Source organism: Streptomyces sp. NBC_00057 (assembly GCF_045041165.1).
In the GTDB taxonomy this organism is placed as follows: Bacteria; Actinomycetota; Actinomycetes; order Streptomycetales; family Streptomycetaceae; genus Streptomyces.
This window is the reverse complement of sequence record NZ_CP108256.1, coordinates 7,783,482-7,804,361: the sequence shown is the minus strand read 5'-3', so window position 1 is coordinate 7,804,361 and position 20,880 is coordinate 7,783,482. Positions and strand designations below refer to the sequence as shown.

The 20,880-nt window shown below is 69.7% G+C and carries 17 protein-coding genes; 13 read left to right on the top strand and 4 right to left on the bottom strand.

Annotated features, from left to right (window positions below; translation table 11 throughout):
* Window positions 1–83: 83 nt before the first annotated feature.
* On the bottom strand, window positions 84–1,310 hold the full coding sequence (locus OG953_RS36875; RefSeq protein WP_405689762.1) for an acyl-CoA dehydrogenase family protein: 1,227 nt from the start codon (window positions 1,308–1,310) through the stop codon (window positions 84–86).
* Window positions 1,311–1,483: 173 nt separating this feature from the next.
* Here OG953_RS36875 and OG953_RS36870 point away from each other — a divergent pair, with 173 nt between their 5' ends.
* Entirely contained in the window at window positions 1,484–2,134 is a 651-nt protein-coding gene (locus OG953_RS36870) for a TetR family transcriptional regulator (protein ID WP_405689760.1), read from the top strand.
* Between the two features lie 12 nt (window positions 2,135–2,146).
* Here OG953_RS36870 and def read toward each other — a convergent pair whose 3' ends face one another.
* Window positions 2,147–2,692: a peptide deformylase gene (def, locus tag OG953_RS36865; protein ID WP_405689758.1), complete on the bottom strand. Its 546-nt coding sequence runs from the start codon at window positions 2,690–2,692 to the stop codon at window positions 2,147–2,149.
* Between the two features lie 114 nt (window positions 2,693–2,806).
* On the opposite strand from def, the gene OG953_RS36860 reads away from it, so the two are divergent.
* The 5 genes from OG953_RS36860 (at window position 2,807) to OG953_RS36840 (ending at window position 7,268) form a co-directional block, all read left to right on the top strand.
* Complete coding sequence (locus OG953_RS36860) at window positions 2,807–4,045, top strand: MurT ligase domain-containing protein (RefSeq protein ID WP_093893409.1); 1,239 nt, start codon at window positions 2,807–2,809, stop codon at window positions 4,043–4,045.
* A gap of 34 nt (window positions 4,046–4,079) precedes the next feature.
* On the top strand, window positions 4,080–4,808 hold the full coding sequence (locus tag OG953_RS36855; protein ID WP_093893408.1) for a type 1 glutamine amidotransferase: 729 nt from the start codon (window positions 4,080–4,082) through the stop codon (window positions 4,806–4,808).
* Between the two features lie 143 nt (window positions 4,809–4,951).
* Entirely contained in the window at window positions 4,952–5,980 is a 1,029-nt protein-coding gene (locus OG953_RS36850; protein ID WP_405689754.1) for a 6-phosphofructokinase, read from the top strand.
* Between the two features lie 112 nt (window positions 5,981–6,092).
* A complete protein-coding gene (locus OG953_RS36845; protein ID WP_405689753.1) occupies window positions 6,093–7,043 on the top strand; it encodes a cytochrome c oxidase assembly protein in 951 nt (316 codons plus the stop codon).
* Between the two features lie 66 nt (window positions 7,044–7,109).
* On the top strand, window positions 7,110–7,268 hold the full coding sequence (locus OG953_RS36840) for a hypothetical protein (protein ID WP_389799927.1): 159 nt from the start codon (window positions 7,110–7,112) through the stop codon (window positions 7,266–7,268).
* A 34-nt stretch (window positions 7,269–7,302) separates the two neighbouring features.
* On the opposite strand, the gene OG953_RS36835 is transcribed toward OG953_RS36840, so the two are convergent.
* Window positions 7,303–7,698: an SSI family serine proteinase inhibitor gene (locus OG953_RS36835; protein WP_405689751.1), complete on the bottom strand. Its 396-nt coding sequence runs from the start codon at window positions 7,696–7,698 to the stop codon at window positions 7,303–7,305.
* Between the two features lie 198 nt (window positions 7,699–7,896).
* Between OG953_RS36835 and OG953_RS36830 the strand changes: the two genes are divergently transcribed.
* Complete coding sequence (locus OG953_RS36830; protein WP_405689749.1) at window positions 7,897–8,307, top strand: hypothetical protein; 411 nt, start codon at window positions 7,897–7,899, stop codon at window positions 8,305–8,307.
* A gap of 65 nt (window positions 8,308–8,372) precedes the next feature.
* Window positions 8,373–8,579: a cupredoxin domain-containing protein gene (locus tag OG953_RS36825; protein ID WP_405689747.1), complete on the top strand. Its 207-nt coding sequence runs from the start codon at window positions 8,373–8,375 to the stop codon at window positions 8,577–8,579.
* A 175-nt stretch (window positions 8,580–8,754) separates the two neighbouring features.
* Here OG953_RS36825 and OG953_RS36820 read toward each other — a convergent pair whose 3' ends face one another.
* On the bottom strand, window positions 8,755–10,353 hold the full coding sequence (locus OG953_RS36820) for an alkaline phosphatase D family protein (RefSeq protein ID WP_405689744.1): 1,599 nt from the start codon (window positions 10,351–10,353) through the stop codon (window positions 8,755–8,757).
* 315 nt (window positions 10,354–10,668) lie between these two features.
* Between OG953_RS36820 and OG953_RS36815 the strand changes: the two genes are divergently transcribed.
* The 5 genes from OG953_RS36815 to OG953_RS36795 are packed head-to-tail and all read left to right on the top strand — an operon-like array spanning window position 10,669 to window position 20,844.
* Window positions 10,669–13,590, top strand: coding sequence for a family 78 glycoside hydrolase catalytic domain (locus OG953_RS36815; protein WP_405689741.1), 2,922 nt, complete (start codon window positions 10,669–10,671; stop codon window positions 13,588–13,590).
* Complete coding sequence (locus tag OG953_RS36810) at window positions 13,587–14,894, top strand: extracellular solute-binding protein (RefSeq protein ID WP_405689738.1); 1,308 nt, start codon at window positions 13,587–13,589, stop codon at window positions 14,892–14,894. The genes OG953_RS36815 and OG953_RS36810 overlap by 4 nt, the downstream gene beginning before the upstream one ends.
* Window positions 14,891–15,853: a carbohydrate ABC transporter permease gene (locus OG953_RS36805; protein WP_405689736.1), complete on the top strand. Its 963-nt coding sequence runs from the start codon at window positions 14,891–14,893 to the stop codon at window positions 15,851–15,853. The genes OG953_RS36810 and OG953_RS36805 overlap by 4 nt, the downstream gene beginning before the upstream one ends.
* On the top strand, window positions 15,850–16,725 hold the full coding sequence (locus OG953_RS36800; RefSeq protein WP_405689733.1) for a carbohydrate ABC transporter permease: 876 nt from the start codon (window positions 15,850–15,852) through the stop codon (window positions 16,723–16,725). Before OG953_RS36805 ends, OG953_RS36800 begins: the two co-directional genes overlap by 4 nt.
* 9 nt (window positions 16,726–16,734) lie before the next feature.
* Window positions 16,735–20,844, top strand: a complete 4,110-nt coding sequence (locus OG953_RS36795; RefSeq protein ID WP_405689730.1) for a hypothetical protein — start codon at window positions 16,735–16,737, stop codon at window positions 20,842–20,844.
* Window positions 20,845–20,880 lie beyond the last annotated feature (36 nt).

Genomic DNA, 20,880 nt, shown 5'->3' with positions numbered 1-20,880 from the left:
CCTGCCCGGCGATTGAGGACAGCCGGCGCCGGGGTTCGGGCCGTACGAGCGTGAACCGTGCACACCCCCCGTCCCGCCCCGCGCTAGCGGATCGGCATGCCCGAGAGGGTGCGGGCGATCACCAGGCGCTGGATCTCGCTCGTGCCCTCGAAGATCGTGTAGATCGCCGCATCCCGGTGCATCCGCTCCACCGGGTATTCACGGGTGAAGCCGTTGCCGCCGAGGATCTGCACGGCCTGCGCGGTGACCTTTTTTGCCGTCTCGCTCGCGTACAGCTTGGACATGGAACCCTCGGCCGAGGTGAACGGCTTGCCGGTGGTCGCCATCCAGGAGGCGCGCCAGACCAGCAGCCGGGCCGCGTCGATCTGCGTACGCATGTCGGCGAGCTGGAAGGCGATGCCCTGGTTGTCGATGATCGGCCGGCCGAACTGGGTGCGGGTCTTCGCGTAGTCCAGCGCGACCTCGTACGCGGCACGGGCGGTGCCGACCGCCATGGCGCCGACCGCGGGGCGGGAGGCCTCGAAGGTGGCCATCGCCGCGTTCTTCACCCGCTCGCCACCGGACGCGGCGCGCTCGCGGGCCCGGGCCAGGCGTTGATCGAGCTTCTCCTTGCCGCCGAGCAGGCAGTGGCCGGGGACACGGACGTCCTCGAGGACGACCTCGGCGGTGTGCGAGGCACGGATGCCGTGCTTCTTGAACTTCTGGCCCTGGGAGAGGCCGGGGGTGTTCGGCGGCACGATGAACGAGGCGTGCCCCTTGGAGCCGAGCTCCGCGTCGACCACGGCGACGACGACATGGACGCCCGCGATGCCGCCGTTGGTCGCCCAGGTCTTGGTGCCGTTCAGCACCCACTCGTCCTTGGCCTGGTCGTACACCGCGCGGGTGCGCATCGAGGCGACGTCGGAGCCCGCGTCCGGCTCGGAGGAGCAGAAGGCGGCGACCTTCACATCGTCGGCGTCGCCGTACATCTGCGGGATCCAGGTGCCGATCTGCTCCTCGGTGCCGTTGGCGAGGACGCCCACGGCCGCCAGGCCCGTACCGACGATCGACAGGGCGATGCCCGCATCCCCCCAGAAGAGCTCCTCCATCGCCATCGGGATACCGAGGCCCGTCGGGTCGAAGTACTGCTGGGCATAGAAGTCGAGGGAGTAGATGCCGACCTTGGCCGCCTCCTGGATGACGGGCCAGGGCGTTTCCTCACGCTCGTCCCACTCCGAAGCCGCCGGTCGGATCACATCCGCGGCGAATCCGTGAAGCCAGTCACGGACCTGCTTCTGGTCATCGTTGAGTTCGAGCGTGAACTCGGCCATGTTCCCCTCCACGTACTGCCCCGAAAAATCACTCGTTACTTGCGGTAACCGCAGTCTGTTACCGGCAAGTAGCCTCTGTCAACCGCCCGGGTGCCGATCCGCGCCCCGCAGGGCAGGGTGTTACGTTGCGCAGGCAGGACGCAATTGCACGGCCAGGGGTGGGGAGAGGCGACATGGAGACCACACGACAGGCCGAGCGCCAGCGGACAGCGGCCGAGAGCCGCCGCCGCGAGCTGCTCGAGGCCGCCGACCGCGTGGTGCTCAGGGACGGGCCGGGGGCCTCGATGAACGCCATCGCGGCGGAGGCCGGAATCACCAAGCCCATCCTCTACCGGCACTTCGGCGACAAGGGCGGCCTCTACCGCGCCCTCGCCAAGCGCCACACCGATGCCCTGCTCATCGCTCTGCGGGCCGCGCTCGACGCACCCGCCGAGCGCCGCCGGCGCGTGGAGTCGACGCTCGACACCTATCTCGCGGCGATCGAGGCCCGCCCGCAGGTCTACCGCTTCCTGATGCACCCGTCCGACGACTCGGCACCCTCGACCGAGCAGGGCTTCGATGTCGGAAGGCACTCCGCACCGCTGCTGCGCCGGCTCGGCGAGGAGCTCGCCCTGGTGATCGCCGAGCGGGTGGACCTGGGCCCGGACAGCGAGGCCATGGCTCGCATCTGGGGCCACGGCATCGTCGGCATGATGCACGCCGCGGGCGACTGGTGGCTGGGTGAACGCCCTTGCTCCCGCGAGCAGTTGGTGCGCAGCCTGGCGGATCTGCTGTGGGGCAGGCTGGCCGACGCGCGCGACCGGCCCGGCGGCCCGGGATTCTGAGGGTCTGTGCGGTCAGCCGCCCGCCGCCCAGGGCGCCCGGCGGGCCGCGCGCAGCGCTCTCGCCCGGCGCAGCCCGGTCAGCCGGTCCGTGTACACCGTTCCTTCGAGGTGGTCGCACTCGTGCTGCAGGCAACGGGCGAAGAAGCCGGTGCCGGTGACCCGTACCGGCTCGCCCTCGACCGTCACGCCCTCGACGACGGCACGGTCGAAACGCGGGGTGCCGGCCTCGATGCCGGGCAGCGAGAGACAGCCCTCCGGGCCGCGTACGGTGATGCCGTCCGCCTCGACCAGGTTCGGGTTGACGAGATGCCCGAGGTGACGGACGTCGTCGTCGTCCGGGCAGTCGTAGACGAACACCCGCAGCGGAACGCCGATCTGATTGGCCGCGAGTCCGACCCCCTGGGCCGCGTACATGGTGGCGTACATGTCCTCGACGAGGCGGGCGAGCGAGGGACCGAAGTCCGTGACGGGTTCGCAGGCGCCGTGCAGCACCGGATCACCGAGCAGACTCATGGCACGAATCAGTCCGGAACTGCCGGGGATCGGGCGGTTTCGCATGGAGGCAATCGTACGTTCCACGTGACCTCCACCGTCCCGGCGGTGCCGCGGTGCGGTCGCCGCGCCGGACATCGATAGGCTGGGCGTGGACCGATGCAAGGAGGATCTAGGACGATGGCAGGCAACACGGAGCCGCTGTCGCCGCGGGCCAAGCTGGCCGTGACGGCGGGTAAGGCCGCGGCAGCGGTGTCGCGGGCTGCGGGGCGCGGCAGCGGATCGGTGATCGGCGGCCGGGTGGCACTCAAGCTCGACCCCGACCTGCTGGGGCGGCTGGCGCAGCACCTGGACGTGATCCTCGTGTCGGCGACGAACGGCAAGACGACGACGACCCGGCTCATCGCCGAGGCACTGCGGGCTGCCGGCCCGGTGGTGTCGAACGCGCTCGGAGCGAACATGCCGGCGGGCATCACCTCGGCGCTGGCAGGCGGCTCGGACGCGAAGTACGGCGTGATAGAGGTCGACGAGAAGTACCTCGCCGGGGTCGCTCGCGACACGACGCCCAAGGTGATCGCGCTGCTCAACCTCTCCCGCGACCAGCTGGACCGCGCCGCGGAGACCCGGATGCTCGCGGAGAAGTGGCGTGAGGGGCTGTCCGGTTCGAAGGCCGTGATCGTCGCCAACGCCGACGACCCGCTGATCGTCTGGGCGGCGTCCTCCTCCCCCAATGTGGTGTGGGTCGCGGCCGGCCAGGCGTGGAAGGACGACGCCTGGTCCTGCCCGTCCTGCGGCGGTGTGATGCAGCGTCCCGGCGACGACTGGTTCTGCGGCGAGTGCGGATTCCGCCGCCCCGCCCCCAGCTGGGTGCTGCACGGCGACTACGTCCTGGACCCGCACGGTTCGGCGTGGCCGATCCACCTCCAGCTGCCCGGCCGCGCCAACAAGGCCAACGCCACCAGCTCCGCCGCCGTGGCCGCCGTCTTCGGTGTGCCGCCGCAGGTCGCGCTGGAGCGCATGTACCAGGTGCAAGCCGTCGCGGGCCGCTACGACGTGGTCAGCTTCCTCGGCCGTGAGCTGCGGCTGCTGCTGGCGAAGAACCCGGCGGGCTGGCTCGAAACGTTTTCCCTGATCGACCCGCCGCCCACCCCGGTGATCCTCTCCGTCAACGCCCGTGGCGCGGACGGCACGGACACCTCCTGGCTGTGGGACGTGGACTACACCCAGCTCGCCGGCCACCCGATCTTCGTGCTCGGCGACCGCAAGCTGGACCTCGCGGTCCGTCTCGAAGTCGCCGGTCTCGACTTCCGGGTCTGCGAGAACCTCGACGAGGCCGTGCAACAGGCCCCGCCCGGCCGTATCGAGGTCATTGCCAACTACACCGCCTTCCAGGACCTGCGCCGTCGTGTCGGCAACTGACCCCGGCCCCGGCCACCTCCGGAGAGGACGAAGCATGAGCAACAACGGTCTGCGTCTGGTCTGGGTCTACCCCGACCTCCTCAGCACCTACGGCGACCAGGGCAATGCGCTCGTGGTGGAGCGCCGGGCCCGCCAGCGCGGTCTCGACGTGCAGCGCGTCGACGTCCGCAGCGACCAGCCGGTCCCGACGTCCGGCGACATCTATCTGATCGGCGGCGGCGAGGACCGGCCGCAGCGCCTCGCCGCGGAGCGATTGCGCCGCGACGGCGGGCTCAGCCGGGCCGCGTCCAACGGCGCGATCATCTTCTCGGTCTGCGCCGGGTACCAGATCCTCGGCCATGAGTTCATCAACGACCTGGGTGAGCGCGAGCCCGGTCTCGGGCTGCTCGACGTGGTCTCCACCCGCGGCGAGGGGGCCCGGTGCGTCGGTGACGTACTGGCCGACATCGACCCGCGCCTCGGCCTGCCGCCACTGACCGGTTTCGAGAACCACCAGGGCATCACCCATCTCGGCCCGACGGCACGGCCGTTCGCCCGGGTGCAGTTCGGCGGGGGCAACGGCACCGGCGACGGCACCGAGGGTGCGTACAACGACACCGTCTTCGGTACGTACATGCACGGGCCCGTGATGGCGCGCAACCCCCTGATCGCGGATCTGCTGCTGAAGCTGGCGCTCGATGTCAACGCCCTGCCGCCGACGGACGACCGCTGGTACGAGGCGCTGCGCGCCGAGCGCATCGCCTCGGCGACCCAGCCCGCCTGATGAGGCACATTTCGCTCAGCTGAGCGGCGTCCAGCAGGCGGACGCCCGGTTCGGTCCCGCCACCCTGCGCCGGTAGGGTGGCGGGGATCCAACCGGACGACGTGGTCCGGTCGTCGGCCCACGTTGCAAAGGTTTCCCGGGCAATGCGAATTGGTGTACTCACCTCCGGCGGCGACTGCCCCGGCCTCAACGCCGTCATCCGTTCCGTCGTGCATCGCGCGGTGGTCGACCACGGCGACGAGGTCATCGGCTTCCACGACGGGTGGAAGGGTCTCCTCGAGTGTGACTACCGCAAGCTCGACCTCGACGCGGTCGGCGGCATTCTCGCCCGCGGCGGTACGATCCTCGGCTCCTCCAGGGTCCAGCCCGCCCATCTGCGGGGCGGCGTCGAACAGGCCAGGAGCCATGTCGCCGATCTGGGTCTCGACGCGATCATCCCGATCGGCGGCGAGGGCACGCTCAAGGCGGCCAACCTGCTCTCGGAGGCGGGCCTGCCGATCGTCGGCGTACCGAAGACGATCGACAACGACATCGCCTCCACCGATGTGACCTTCGGCTTCGACACCGCCGTCGGTGTCGCCACCGAGGCCCTCGACCGGCTGAAGACCACCGCCGAATCTCACCAGCGGGTGCTGATCGTCGAGGTCATGGGCCGCCACACCGGCTGGATCGCCCTGCACTCGGGCATGGCAGCCGGTGCGCACGCCATCGTCGTGCCGGAGCGCCCCTTCGACATCGACGAGCTGACCGAGCTGGTCGGCAAGCGCTTCTCGGCCGGCAAGAAGTTCGCGATCGTCGTCGTCGCCGAGGGCGCCAAGCCGCGCCAGGGCGGCTCCATGGAATTCGAGCAGGGCACCAAGGACATCTACGGGCACGAGCGGTTCACCGGCGTGGCCACGCAGCTCTCCATCGAGCTGGAGCAGCGCCTGGGCAAGGAGGCCCGCCCGGTGATCCTCGGCCATGTGCAGCGCGGCGGCACCCCGACCGCGTACGACCGCGTTCTCGCCACCCGTTTCGGCTGGCACGCCGTGGAGGCCGCGCACCGCGGCGAATTCGGCATGATGACGGCGCTGCGCGGCACGGACATCGCGATGGTGCCGCTGGGTGAGGCCGTGGAGGCCCTCAAGACGGTCCCGGCCGAGCGGTACGCCGAGGCGGAGTGCGTGCTCTGAGTGACACCCCTGTCCGACGAACTGCCCCCGGCCGCAGCTGCGGCCGGGGGCAGTTCTACTCTGGTCGGGACAACCGGCACGAAACGGGGATGTCCCCAGCGGGAGTGAACAGATGGATCACAGCGGGCACGGCATGAACATGGATCTGCCGCCGTTCACTCTGGGACGTGGGCTCCAATTCTCCGCGGACCCGTTCTTTCTCATCAGCTGCGTGCTCGCCATCGGCCTGTACGGGTACGCCGTGCTGCGGCTGCGCAGACGCGGGGACAGCTGGCCGGTCGGCCGGATCGTCTTCTTCGTCGTCGGTGTGCTGTCCATCGCCCTGGTGATGTGCACCAAGCTGAACGACTACGGCATGGTCATGTTCAGCGTGCACATGGTGCAGCACATGGTGATCAGCATGCTGTCGCCGATCCTCCTGCTACTGGGCGCTCCGGTGACTCTGGCGCTGCGTGCGCTCCCGGTCGCGGGGCGTGGCCGTACCGGCCCGCGTGAGCTGCTGCTCATGTTGCTGCACAGCCGGTACATGAGGATCATCACGCATCCGGTCTTCACGATTCCGCTCTTCATCGCCAGCTTGTACGCGCTGTACTTCACCCCGCTCTTCGACTTCCTGATGGGTTCGAAGACCGGGCACATCGCGATGATGGTGCACTTCCTCGCGGTCGGTCTGGTGTTCTTCTGGCCGATCATGGGCGTCGACCCGGGGCCGCACCGGCCCGGCTATGTGATGCGGATGCTGGAGCTGTTCGCGGGGATGCCGTTCCACGCGTTCTTCGGTATCGCGCTGATGATGGCGACATCCCCGATGGTGGAGACGTACAAGAATCCGCCGGCCTCGCTCGGCATCGACGCTCTGAGCGATCAGAACTGGGCGGGCGGTATCGCCTGGGCATTCAGCGAGATCCCGTCGGTGCTGGTGCTGATCGCGCTGGTCTTCCAGTGGTACCGCTCCGAGCAGCGGACGGCGAAGCGCTCCGACCGGGCGGCCGACCGGGACGGGGACCAGGAGCTGCAGGCGTACAACGCCTATCTCGCCTCGTTGCAGGCGCGCGGGCAGTAGCGGTGGGCATGCTTCCGGGGTGACGATGGCATCCACGGCCGCGTGGCCGATGAGGAGGGTGCGGGCATGTCCGGATCCACGAAGACCATGGGAGTGATCACCGTGGCGGCCCTGGTGGCGGTCACCGCCTACACGGTGGCGCTGGGGAGCAGCGGCTGGCTCTGGTTCGGATGGGTGGTGCTCGGTCTGATCACCCTGGGGATGGCTGCGACGCGCGAGTCCTGAGCCGGGTGGGTCACCCGGATCGGGCCGGCCGGGCTCAGAAGCGGAAGACCGGTCCGGTGACCGCGTCCATCACGCAGGCGTTGGGGAAGGTCCGCTGCCGGCTGACGGGGCGCCCGTCCCAGTTGCCGGTGGCGGTGGCCGTCACCGGGTCGTACCCCTCGATGCACAGGCGCGGGCTGCCGGGCAGGGCGTCCAGATCGCCTTCCGCCCAGTCGATCGCCGCGCAGGCGGCGGCCGCATGGGGGTGATGAGCGTCCGGGGTGGGCGGGCAGAACAGTGCGACGCCACGGATCCAGGTGTTCTCGCTGCCCGAGACGGTGAGGAGGAGCCCGCGGTCCGGCACCGGGTTCTTGGACTCGGCGGCCGCGGCAGGCACCGCGACGGTGAGAGTGAGCAGGGCAGCGGCGGCGAGAGCGGCACGCAGGCGCATCGGAGAACTCCTGTGGCTCGGGGGATCCGGGTCGGACCGGGTACGTCTCAGGCGTCCTGGACGGCCCGCATTCGGGAACCCGGCAAGATGATCTTTCAAGTTCGCACCGGGCAAGGAGCCACGCCGCGGGTCCCACCCTCCGGAGTCGGTCGGCGGGTCCGGCCCTCCCCGTCGGAATCGGTCTCCGCCTCGGCGACCGTGGCCTCCTCGTCCGTCCCGCTCGGGACCATCCTGGTCGACGGGAAGGGCCGGACCCTCTACCTCTGGGAAGCCGACACCACGTCACGGTCGACCTGCTCGGGCGAATGCGCCAAGGAGTGGCCACCCATGATCGTCAGCGGCGAGCCGGTCGCCGGCAAGGGTGTGAAGGCCGATCTGCCGGGTACGACGAAGCGCAGCGACGGCAGCAGGGAAGCAACGCACAAGGGGCACCCCCTTTACTACTTCGCGGATGACAAGAAAGCCGGTGACGTCGGCGGCCGGAAGGTGAACGACTCCGGCGCCGAGTGGTACGTACTCGACACATCCGGCAACAAGGTCACGGGCAGGGCGAAGTCCGGCACGCCGCAGCCGAGCCCGGCTCAGCCGACCAGCGGTGGCGGTCACTGACATCATGCGCGCTCTGCTTCTGCTCGGCCGGGCAGGTATCGCCGTGGCCGCCGCGATCGGCCCGTATGACGGTCGCCCCGGGCACACTGATCACCGTCGCCAACGAGGACGCGGCACCCCACACCATGACCGCGACCGGCAGCAAGGCGTTCGACACCGGCGATGTCGCGGCAGGGCAAGCCGTCACCTTCACCGCACCGGCCAAGGCCGGCACGTACCCATACATCTGCACCATTCACCCGTACATGAAGGGTTCACTCACTGTCCGATGACGCGCGGAATCCCCCGCGGGCGCAACACACGGCTGCGACCCCGGGCGCACCTCGCGTCACCAGCAGTTGTGCGCCGTGGGCTCGCCGTTCGACGGGACGTCAAGTCAACGAACCCATAAAGCAGTTTCGATTTCTCTTGACAGGTGCACATCATCACTCTGGCGGCTGGTGTTTCTCAGGCGGGCTGAATCCCGGGACGGCCCGCCTCGGTCACGAGCGAGGTGCGGGTCGAGACAGGGGCGCCTGGGGTGGTGACGTACGGGAGGACCCGGAAGTCGGCGCGGCAACTCTCCCTGGTCAGCGAGCAACGTACGTATCCGCGCTGGAAGTTGGTGAACTTGATGTGCTCGTTTGCCGCGAGCAGTCTGGCGCCGGAGGGATCCAGGTCCATCCCGTCCTTCGTGGTGGAGATGGACGAACCGACGAACTCGACGCCGAGCGTGGGCGATTCGGGGTCGTTGAAGTTCTGCTTGAGATCGGCGGCGAGGTGACGGTGCATGTCACCGGTCAGTACGACGGGGTTGCTCACGCTGCGGTCGGTGATCTCCTTGAACAGTCGTTGGCGTGCGTCCACATAGCCGTCCCAGAAGTCCATCACGAATGCCTGGCCGGGGCCGGGGTCGGTGTCGACCTGGGTCACGGGGATCTGCTGGGAGATCATGTTCCACGTCGTGTCCGACCGTCCGAGGCCGCGGTAGAGCCACTGCTCCTGTTCCGGGCCGAGGATGGTGCGGCCGGGTGTCAGCCGTTCGTCGCAGCCGCTCTTGGTGCCGTCGCCGCAGGGTTGGTCATCGCGGAAGAGCCTGGTGTCGAGGATATGGAACGTGGCCATCCGCCCGTAGCGCAGGCTGCGGTACATCCGGGCCTCGAAGCCGTTCGGCTTGTTCGGCAGCCTCAGCGGCAGATGTTCGTAGTACGCCTGGAAGGCCGCCGCCGCGCGTTGCCGGAAGACCGCCGGGTCCTGGTCGGGTTCGGTGTCGGCCTTGGACCTGTCGCGCGCCCAGTTGTCCTCGACCTCGTGGTCGTCCCACACGACGGCGAACGGGTGGACCCGGTGGGCGGCGATGAGGTCGGGGTCGAAGCGGTGGAGGGCGTGGCGGTTGCGGTACTGGACGAGGTCCATCGGCTCGGGGCGCAGTTCGGCGGCGACGGGGACGTTGCGTACGCCGCCCATCGCGTCGATGGCGTTCTCGTAGATGTAGTCGCCGAGGTGCAGGACCAGGTCGACGTCCTCCTCGGCAAGATGCCGGTAGGCGGTGTAGAAGCCTTCGAACCACGCCTGGCAGGAGACGAAGGCGAAGTCGAGTTGCTTGGGACGGCTGTGCGGCGGGGGTGCGGTGCGGGTGCGGCCGACGGGGCTGTGCACACCACCGGCGCGGAAGCGGTAGTAGTAGTGCCTGCCCGGCTGCAGCCCGGAGACCTCGACGTGGACGGAGTGGGCGAGTTCGGGCACTGCGCGGGTCCGTCCCCGGCGTACGACGGATCGGAAGCGTTCGTCGCGGGCGACCTCCCACTGGACGTCGACGGAGTACGGCGGCATGCCTCCGGCCCCGTCGGGGGCGAGGGGCTGGGGCGCGAGGCGGGTCCACAGCACGAATCCGTCCGGCCATGGGTCGCCGGAGGCGACTCCCAGGGCGAACGGGTCGTCGCGGAAGGGTGCGTCACCCCAGGCGCTGCCTGCCGACAGGCCGGCCGCGGCAAGGGCCATCCCGACCGTCCCGCCGAGCATCGCCCGTCTGCCGAACCCTCCGGTGCCGCCTGACCCACTGTTCATTTGCATGAAACTCGTCCCTTCGTAGGGCGGGATCCCGTGCGGTACGAGGTGGGATCGACGCGTGATTTCACGTCCGCCCATGTGGTAATCACAGGCTGGATATCACAGGGGAATCGCGCGCCACAAGACCACGCGTCGGTGGTCGCACAGCCGTTCACAGGCGCTTAGTTGGGGAGACAATGACCATTTCCCGAGGCGGCTGAGGACGGGTCGGCAACACCCTTGACACCCCTCAGGGGGGCTCATAGTCTCCACGCCACAGAATTAACGTTAGATTTCACATCGGGAAAATCGGTGCGACGGAAGGACGTGCTCGTGTCCGGTCCCTCGGCAGCGGATGTGCCCGCCCACCGCCCCGCCGAAGGAGCAGCGGCCGGACGTCCCGAAGACCGGACGTTGCGGCCGTACGGTCTGCGATGCGAGCACCGCACCACTCCGCTGGGGATCGACGAACCCGCGCCCCGGCTCTCCTGGCGACTGGCGTCCGACCGCCGCGGCGACGACCCGGTGGCCTACCGGGTCCGTGTCGCCGAACGCCCCGAGGAGCTGAACGGGGGCGGTCAACTCCTGTGGGACACAGGCCGGGTGGCTGATCCCCATGCGACCGCCGTGGAGTACACCGGACCCGCTCTCCTGGGCCGTACCCGCTATCACTGGCGGGTCTCCGTCTGGCCGGCCGGAACGGCGGTGCCCGCCGAGGCCACGTCCTGGTTCGAGACGGCCTTCACCGACGCCGGGGCGTGGCGGGCATCGTGGATCAGCCACGACCCGCATCCGGTCGACGTCATGGACGCACCCACCGAGGGCGAGTTCGCCCTCGACGACCACGGGCTCGCCCCGTGCCCCGTCCTGCGACGCACCTTTACCGGCTCGCCGGGCACGCACGCCCGGCTCCTTGTCAGCGCGCGCGGCCTGTACGAGGTACGGCTCAACGGCGTACGGGTCGGCGACGCCGAACTCGCCCCCGGCTGGACCGACTACCACTGCCGCGTCCAGTATCAGACTTATGACGTGACCGAGTTGCTGCGTGAGGGTGAGAACGTTCTTGCCGCGACCGTCGCCGACGGCTGGTGGAGCGGATTCGTCGGCTTCGAACCACGCAGGGCCGGAGCACACTACGGCTCGTTCCCCCAGTTCCTGGCAGAACTTCACCTCACCGGTCCGGACGGCCGCAGCACTGCGATCGTCACCGACGAGGCGTGGCGCACCAGCACAGGAGTCATCCGTCACGCGGATCTGCTGATGGGCGAGTGCCATGACCTGCGGCACGCGGCCGACGGCTGGGAACTGCCGGGCTTCGACGACACCGGCTGGTCCCCGGCCCTGGTCGCGGCGGCAGATCACCATCTGCTCGTGGCGTCCGTCGACGAACCCGTGCGGGCGATGGCCGAGCTGCGCCCGTGCTCGGTCAGGCGCATCTCCCCGGATGCCCACATCGTCGACTTCGGCCAGAACCTCGCCGGTCGCGTACGGCTCCGAATCGGGGAACTCGCCGCCGGGTCAAGGGTGGTGATCCGCCATGCCGAGGTGCTGGACGAGTCGCACCAGCTGTACACGGCCAATCTGCGGACTGCCGCCGCGACCGATGTGCTCGTCGGGGACGGGCGCCAGGACATCGTGTTCGAGCCACGATTCACCTATCACGGGTTCCGTTACGCGGAGATCAGTGGTGTCCCGGAGCTGGCCGAGTCCGATGTCGTTGCTGTGGCACTGCACAGCGACACCACGTGGGCCGGGGAGTTCGACTGCTCGGACGCCGAGCTCCGGCGACTCCACGACTGTGTGGCGTGGGGGCAGCGCTCAAACTTCGTCAGTGTGCCCACGGACTGCCCGCAGCGCGACGAACGGCTCGGCTGGCTGGCCGACGCGCAGGTCTTCCTGCCCACGGCCGCGCTCAACGCGGACGTCGCCGCGTTCTTCACCAAGTGGCTGCGCGACATCGATGACGCCCGCACCCCCGACGGCGGTTTCACCAATGTCGCCCCGCGCCTCGTGGGGGTCTGCGCCGAAGGAGCGCCCGGCTGGGGCGACGCGGGTGTGATCATCCCGTGGCACCTCTACCGAACCTACGACGACCCGCGGTTCCTCGCCCGGGCGCTGGAGGGAATGCGCGCCTGGGTCGATCTGATTCACCGTCACAACACGGATCTGGTCTGGCGCAGGCGGGTGGGTCCGCACTTCTCCGACTGGCTCGCCCCCGGCACCCCCACCCCGCGCGATGTCATCGCCACGGCCTGCTTCGCCCACAGTGCCCGCCTCACCGCGAAGGCTGCCGATGCCCTGGGTCAGAAGGACGTCGCGGATCACTACCACCGGCTGGCCGACGACATTCGTCGCACGTTCGCCGAGCACTTCGTCACCGTCGAGAATACCGCTGCCGCACCTCCTGCCGTTCGTATCGCAGGGGACACCCAGACCGGCTATCTCGTCGCCCTCGCCTTCGAGTTGCTGCCCGCGGACCTCGTCGACGCCGCCGCACACCGTCTCGCCGAAATCGTCGAGTCGGCCGGACCCGCCCTCCTGACCGGATTTCTCGGGGTCGCGCTCGCCGCGCCCGTCCTCGACGCCCATGGGCGGGCCGACCTCGCCCATGCGCTCCTGAACCGTGACGAAGTGCCGTCGTGGCGGTTTCCGCTGCGGCACGGCGCCACCACGATCTGGGAGCGCTGGGACGGGTGGACCCCCGATACCGGGTTCCGCGCACCGTCGATGAACTCCTTCAACCACTACGCGCTCGGCTCGATCGGCGAATGGCTCTACCGCGGCATCGCCGGCCTCGATCAGGCGCCGGACTCCACCGGATACCGGCATCTGCGGATTCGGCCCCACCCCGGTGCCCTGCGCCACGCGAGCGCCCGCCACGAATCGGTCCGCGGCACCATCGAGGTGACCTGGGAGAGGCACGGCGGCCGGCTCGCCCTGCGGGTACTGGTGCCGCCCGGCTCCACCGCCGATGTGTACGTGCCCACCACGGACCCCCGCTCGATCCGCGAATCGGACGTGGCCCCGAGGGCCGACGACCGCCACATCACGCTGCTCGCGACCGCCTCCGACCACGTTCTCTACCGCGTGTCCTCCGGTGCCTACCGCTTCACCGCGACTCATCCACCGGCAGACGGCCACGCCGGGACGTCTCCGGCGGACCGGCCCGAGACAGCGCTCACCCCGAGCCGACGCACATCAGGACCGGCGGCGAAACCATCGTCCGCCCGTTCGCACGAGGAGGACACACCATGACGACGGGCTCTCACAGCCGGCCGGGCCGGAGCACGGTCGGCCGCCGGGGATTTCTCCGTATCGGCGGTGGGGTCGCGGCGCTCGCCGCCCTTCCCCCCGCGCTGACCGCCTGCTCCGATTCGAGCAGCGGCTCCGGCAAGCTGCGCATCGTCGGCGTCGCCGACCAGCAGAAGCCGATCGAGGAACTCGTCGCGCTGTACCGCAAGTCCCACCCCGACGACGAGTTCTCCACCTCCTTCGCACCCACGGACCAGGTACAGACAGTGGTGCGCACCCAGCTCGCGGGTGGCAACGCCCCCGATGTGCATGTGCTCTATCCCGGCAGCGGCAGCGCCATGTCCATGGTCGAGTTGGCCAGGGCCGGGCTGCTCGCCGACCTCGGCGACCAGGCATGGACCAAGGAAGTCCCGGCGAACTTCCACCCCGCCTACCGGCACAAGGGCAAGACGTATCTGTATTCGGCGGGAAGCAGCGCCATCGGCGCCATCCACAACAAGAAGGCCTTCGCCGAGGCCGGCGTCGAGCCACCCAAGACCTGGAGTGAACTCCTCGACGTCTGCGCCAAGTTGAAGGCCAAGGGCGTGATACCGATCGCGCTCGGGGCGCAGACTCCCTGGGTCACGCAACTGATCACCTACGCGCTGGTCCCCAATGCCGTCTACGCGAAGAACCCCGGTTTCGACGCCGAGATGGCCGCCGGACGGGCGCACTTCCGCGGCTCCGGGTGGGCCGACGCGATGGGCAAGTACCAGGAGTTGCAGCGCCGGGGGTTCTTCAACGACAACCCCAACGGAACGACGTACGAGCAGCAGACATCGATGGTCGCAAGTGGTAAGGCGGCGATGGCCGTCCAGGTATCCGCCGTACTCGCCAACTTCCGTCAGGCCACCCGGACACCGGACGACCTCGGCATGTTCCCGTTCCCCGGCGGTGACGACGCCGCGAACCTGTGGATCCCGGCAGGCATCGTCGTCGGCCTCGGCGTCTCCGCACGGTCCAAGAAGGCAGCAGGGGCAAAGGCGTTCATCGAATTCCTCGGGAAACAGGAGAACGTCGACCGGTGGGCGCAGTCCGTTGCCGCGATCCCGTTCAAGCGCGATGCTTCCACCGAGATCGACCCCGTCCTCAATGACTTCCTGCCCATCATCGACGACAACCGGGCCGTCCCCTTCATGGACCAGAGCTGGCCCAACGCCGAGGTGCAGCCCGCCCATTTCGCCGCCGTGCAGAACCTGCTCGCAGGAAAGACGGACGTCGACGGCGCCCTGGGACAGATGGACAAAGCCTACGGGAAAGAATCGTGACGACCACGTCCCAGAAGGCCGACTCCGGCACGGTCGGCAAGGCCGGAGGCGGGCCGCGGACCGGCTCCGGCCGCCCGGTCCGGCACCGCGATCACACGGTCCCACCGTGGATCTTCGTAGTTCCGGCGCTCGTCGTCTACGGCGTCGTCGTCCTGTACCCGAGCCTCGCCGGGGTGATGTACGCCTTCACCGACTGGTCCGGCATCGGCGGCTTCTCCTTCACCGGCCCGGACAACTTCCGGGCCCTGCTCGACGACAGCCGGGCACTGGATTCCGTCAGCAACACTCTGCTGCTCACCGTCGCCGTGGTCGTCGTCCAGAACGGCGTCGGCCTGCTGCTCGCGCTCGGCGTCCACGCCAACATCAAGTCCCGCGCGCTGCTGCGGCTGATCTTCTTCGCGCCCGCCGTCGTCAGTCCCGTCATGGTCGCGATCCTGTGGAAGTACGTCTACAACCCCGAGAACGGCGCAGGCCTCAACGGTGTCCTCGGCGCGGTCGGACTCGGCGGTCTGCGTCAGGACTGGCTGGGCGATCCCTCGCTCGCCCTGTGGTCCGTCGCGGCGATGGTCGTGTGGCAGTACGCCGGATACTCGATGGTCGTCTTCCTCGCCGGCTTGCAGGGCGTACCCGCCGAACTCCACGAGGCCGCAAGAATCGACGGCGCCGGCTCCTGGCAGCGCTTCCGCTATGTCACCTGGCCGCTGCTGGCCCCGGCCCTGACGATCAACCTCATGTTGTCGACCATCGGCGGTCTCAAACTCTTCGACCAGGTCTACGCCGCCACCAATGGCGGACCCGGCACCTCCAGCGAGACCTTGTCGACCGTGCTGTACAAGGAGGCGTTCGTCTACGGGAAGTTCGGCTACAGCACCGCCGTCGCCCTCGTCCTCGCGCTGTTCGTCGCCGCGGTCTCCCTGGTCCAGCTTCGCTATCTGCGCGCGAGGGAGGTCACCGCGTGATCACCGACACGTCCCGCGGACCCGCGAAACAGAAACCCGAACGCAGAGGCCGCAGGCCACGGTTCGGGCAGTACGCCCTCGAACTTGTCATGATCGCGGTCGCCGTCGTGTTCCTGTTCCCGGTGTACGCACTGGTCACCCTGGCGATGAAGGACCCCCAGCAGATCTCCGACTCGCCCCTCTCGCTGCCCTCCCCACCCACTTTCGCCAACTTCGGCAACGCCTGGTCCTCCGCGTCGCTGGGGCCCGCCCTGCTCAACAGCACGGTCATCACCGCCGTCAGTCTGCTGATCCTCGTCGTCCTGGGTTCCACGGGGGCCTACTACCTCGCGCGCCGCGCCCGCGGCATCGGCTACGGCCTGTACATCCTGTTCCTGCTGGGCATCGTGCTGCCCTTCCAGCTCGGCATGATCCCGCTCTACAAACTCGTCGACGACCTGGGCTGGCTCGGCACCTATCAGGGCATGGTGCTCTTCTACACGGGCATCCAGCTGCCGTTCACCGTCTTCCTCTACACCGGATTCATCCGGGCCCTGCCGCAGGACTACGCACAGGCCGCGCTCATCGACGGCTGCAACCACCGGCAGGCGTTCACCCGAATCGTCTTCCCTCTGCTGCGCCCCATCACCGGCACCGTGATCATCCTGAACGCCGTCTTCATCTGGAACGACTTCTTCACCCCGCTGCTGTACCTGGGCGGTTCCGACAAGGAGACCGTGCCCGTCGGTGTGTTCGCGTTCGTCGGCCAGTACGTCTCCGACTACGGACTCGTCTTCGCCGGACTGGTGCTGGCCGCCCTGCCGATCCTGGTGGTGTTCGTGGTCCTCCAGCGATATGTGATCAAGGGCTTCGCGGGCGGTCTCAAGGGCTGAGGGCATCTCATGACACACCCGGCGCACCCACCACTCCCCCCGAGCATCGCGGCGGTACTCGCCGAACCCCCACGTGCCTTCTCGCCCACCGCCATCTGGTGGTGGAGCGGAGAACGGCTCGACCACGCGCGGCTGCGGGCGCAGCTGGAACGGTTCACGGAGGGCGGGGTGCACAACCTCGTGCTCCTCAACCTGGCGCCGTCCGGCCCCCTGTTCGGCTCCGACGCCGACGACCCGCCTTTCATGTCCGACGCGTGGTGGGCCCTGCTCGACAGCGTGTGCGACGACGCCCGCGAACTGGGCGTCAGCCTGTGGTTCTACGATCAGCTCGGCTTCTCCGGTGCCGACCTCCAGGCGCGCCTCGTCGACGAACAGCCCGCCCACGCGGGACGTCGGCTCGACCGCTTGCGTGCCGTCGTCGACTCCACAGCGATACGGACCGGAGAGCTGCGGTGTCCCCCGGACGGCCGGCCGCTCGCGGGCCGCGCCGAACCGGTCGACGCCGACGGCCGGACAGTCGGCCCGGCGGTCCCGGTCGCGGTGGCCGACGGCGTCATACGGGCGCCGAGCCCTGGACGCTGGCGCCTGACGCTCCATCATCATGTGCCGCTCGGCTTCGACTACCTCGGCGCTCAGGCGTGTGCAGCGCTGCTGGACCGGGTGCACGGGGAATTCGAGCGCCGACTCGGCGACCGGCTCGGGACCGTCGTCGTCGGCTCGTTCCAGGACGAGCTGCCTTCCCTGCCCACCTGGTCCACCGGTTTCGCCGACGCCTTCGTGCGCCTTCGCGGCTACGACATCACTGCACGGCTCGACGCCCTGTACGACGACAGCACGGATCCGGACGCCCACCGGGTCCGGCGCGACTTTCAGGTGACCCGCGCCGAGCTGGCCGAGGAGGCGTTCTTCCGGCCGCTGGCCGCCTGGCACGACCGCCACGGCCTGCTCATCGGCTGCGACCAGCAGGACCCGGCCCGTGCCGGACACCCCGTCGCGGGCGTGGAGTTGTACGCCGACTACGCCCGCACCCACCGTTGGTTCTCGGCCCCCGGCTCCGACCACCACGGGGACGCCCGCATCCATTCCTCGCTCGCCCACCTCTACGGCCGCCCCCGCACCTGGATCGAGGCCTTCCACTCCACCGGCTGGGGCGGCACGCCGGAGGAGACCTTCGACTGGCTGCTCCCGTGGCTCCGCGCAGGCGCGACCCTCTACAACCCGCATGCCGTCTACTACACGACCAAGGGCGGCTGGTGGGAGTGGGCGCCACCGGCAACCGACTGGCGTCAGCCGTACTGGCGCCACCACCGCGTCTTCGCCGACGCCGTGACCCGGCTGTGCGCGATCCTGAGCCTCGGCCACCACCTGTGCGACATCGCGATCCTGCTGCCCACCACCACAGCCCAGGCCGGTACCGCTCTGGACGGGGTCACGGATGCTGCGGCGCGGGCCCAGTCGACGTATCTCCAACTCATTGGTGACATGGCCTGGTTCCGTACCCGGCCGGGCATCCTGGACCGTCTCGGTCTCGACGCCGACGTCATCGACGACGCGTCCCTGGCGCGCGCCCGGATCGCTCCGTCCGACGGCGGTGTACGGCTGAGGGTCGCGGACGAGGCGTACGCCACGATCGTGCTGCCCTCGTGCACAGTCCTTGAACGGGACACAGCACGCCGACTCATCGAATTCGCCTCCTCCGGTGGGACGTTGATCGCGGTCGGCGCCCTCCCCGAGCACGTCATCGGCCCCGGATCGACCACCGTGCTTGCCGAGCTGCGCGCGTGTTTCGCGGACGGCCGGGCCGATTCCGTCCCCCTGACGGACGATCCGGCCGACTCGCTCGCCGCGGCGCTCGCTGGGGCGCACCCGGTGGTCCGGGCCCCGGTCCCCGCACTCGCGCGCCGTGTGGACGGCGCCACGGTGGTGTTCCTGACCGCCGCCGCCCCACGGGCAACCCGAGCGGCCGTCGCGGCCCCCGACGAGCGGGGCGCCGCACTGGGCTGGCTGGATGCCCGATACGACTTCGATCCGGACCGCTGCGCGCGCGGCGCACGGGTGCGGGTGCGGGACGTGGTGGGCCCGGCGGTCCTGCTGGATCCGTTCGGCGGCGCTCCCCGGACGCTTCCGGTGCGGCCCGCCGATGACGACGTCCGGGCCGTGGAGGTCGATGTTCCTTTCGATACGGGCCCCGCAGCGGTGCTGGTCTTCCCGGCGGGGACCCGAGAGACGGCGATGACCGCAGCGGCCGACGCACCCGGCACACCCGGCACACCCGCACCTGACATCACCACCATCGAGATCCCTCCGGACGCGGACTGGGACATGACGCTCGTGCCGACCCTCGACAACACCTGGGGCGACTTCGCCCGCCCCGCGACCGGCCCGCCCGCCGGCCCGGCCGTCACCGAATGCCGGACCTTCCGGCACCGAGTGGAAGAGGCCGGGGAGGACGGCGTACGCGATGGATGGGCCGTGCCGGACCGCGCCGATGAATCAGTCGCGGCCACGGTCCACGCGACGTTCGGCCCGCACGCGGTCGTGCTCGGCGACGGCCCCGGCCACGACGTCCCGTCGGCCCTCGAATGGTCCGACACCCTGGGTGTGTACAAGGACCCGATCCACCGTGCCGTTCTGGGGCCCAAGGGTCATGTGCCGGAGGAGTTCGTACACATCGGCCCCACCGCCGCCAAAGAGGTGGTGCGGCTGCGCATGGAACTGCTCCTCGACGAGGCCTTCGACGGACACCTCGCGATCGGGGCCGCGGCGGCGAAGCAGGCCCGGCTCGACGGGGCCCCCGTCTCCCTGGACGACGGGGGTCACCTTGCGATGGGCCCGGTAGGAGTGGCAGCGGGACGCCGTCTGCTCGAACTGGAGCTGACACCCGATCAGGATGGTTATCTGCGGGCGCATGTGGCGCTCGTACGCGATCCGGATCGCTACCGGCGTCCGGAATGGATTCATGCCTCCGGGACGACGGGCACAACGCTGCGTCTCCCGGCCCTCCCCGTCCGGGCCATCGTCCAGGTGGTCGCGCGCGTACCCTGCGTACTGCGCGTCAACGGACAAGTGGTCGGCAGGCAGGGCGGATTCGACCCGTACGCCGAACACTCGGTCCCGCGCGTGCGACGGCATGACGTGGCGGCGGCCCTGCGCATCGGTGACAACGACATCACGGTGGAGACGTCCGGGGGCGGCGACCGCGCGGTCCTGGTGGACGCGGTTTTCGACGACGAAATCGGCAACCGTGTCGCGACCCTGCACAGCGACGCCCGCTGGTGGGCCGAGAGCGCGGAGGGGCGTGTGCCGGTCGCGGTACGTCGCGAGCCGATGGGTGACCCGGCCGCGTTGTATCTGCGCCGCCGCCCTCATCCGCTGCCGGGCGCCGCCTGGCTGGATCCGACCGCGGACGACGGCACGGTGGCGCCGGTCCGGTTCGCGGTCCCGGGGCGCCGGAGAGCGGTGGAGTGGCTGTGGTGCGAACTGCCGCCTGGCGCAACCCGGTTGACTGTGCTCGTGCGCGGCGAGACGACTGTCTTCGTGGATGGCTCCGAGTGCACTGGGCCCGTCACCGCCGTCGACGCGCGGGACTCGCGGGACGTGCTGAATGTGACCGCCTGCCTTGCGGCCGGTGGCCCCTCCGGACCCCGGACCGTGGCCCTGCGCATCCGGACGCACCCCGGGTACGAGGGTGGCGCCGCGCTGGCCGGTCCCGTGCGCTGTGAGGTGGGGCCGGGGCGGATTCGCGTCGGCAACTGGGAGACGCACGGCCTCGCCGAGTACAGCGGCGGTGTGCGGTACCGCCGCGTGGTGACCGTGCCCGCCGAGGTCGCCCCGGGGCATGTGTCGCTCGACCTCGGACGGGTCCGCGGGACGGCGGAGGTGCGGGTCGGTGGCGTCGCTGCGGGGGTGCGCGTGTGCTCCCCGTACGTCTTCGATCTGACAGGTCTGGTCGGGCCCGGCGCCAATACCCTCGACATCACCGTGTTCGGGACGCTGGCGCCGCACCTGGACGCGACGAGCCCGACCCACTTCGTCTTCCCGGGCCAGCGTGTCAGCGGTTTGCTGGGTCCCGTACGGCTGCGGGTCGGCGGTTCCGACGGGGGTCAGGGGCAGCTTTGACACCGTCCTGACCTTCCCGTGTCGACGTCGTCCCGA